Origin of the sequence: Xenorhabdus sp. KK7.4 (assembly GCF_963876465.1) — a bacterium.
GTDB lineage: Bacteria > Pseudomonadota > Gammaproteobacteria > Enterobacterales > Enterobacteriaceae > Xenorhabdus > Xenorhabdus stockiae.
The window spans coordinates 1-422 of record NZ_CAWNQF010000048.1; the positions used below are offsets into that span (position 1 = coordinate 1).

A 422-nucleotide genomic window follows, 5' to 3' on the forward strand; every position below is an offset into this window, starting at 1 on the left:
GGCTTTATCGTAAGTGAGTACAATCGTGGCCGGATAGGCCGGATGGTTATGGGTGATTTTCGTCAGCTGGCAGGGGTCGGCCAGATTCGCGTAACTGAAGCAGGCCGTGTCCTGACTGCCGTCCGCCAGGGTGGTGAGACAGGTCAGCAGGTTGCCCAGCCGGTCATAGGTAAACTGCTGACGGCTCAGGGTCTGCCCGTACGCATCCCGCGGGCATTCCAGCCCCGAACAGCGGTAATCCGTCAGCCAGCGGCGGTGGGCATCGTAGGTATAAGACTCGTCCCGCAATGGCACCGCGGGCTGGGGGCCGTTTGCCGGCCCGACCGCGGTGGTCCGGCTCGCCAGTTGCCCGGTCAGGGTATAAGTCTGGCTCAGGGTCAGTCTGTCCGGCCCGCTTTCAATCCGCCGCTCAATTTCCCGGC

Annotated in this window: 1 pseudogene; it reads right to left on the minus strand. The window is 63.5% G+C overall.

Annotation, left to right across the window (positions count from 1 at the left end):
• A pseudogene (locus AACS90_RS05590) lies at positions 1-422 on the minus strand (hypothetical protein); the annotation flags it as partial.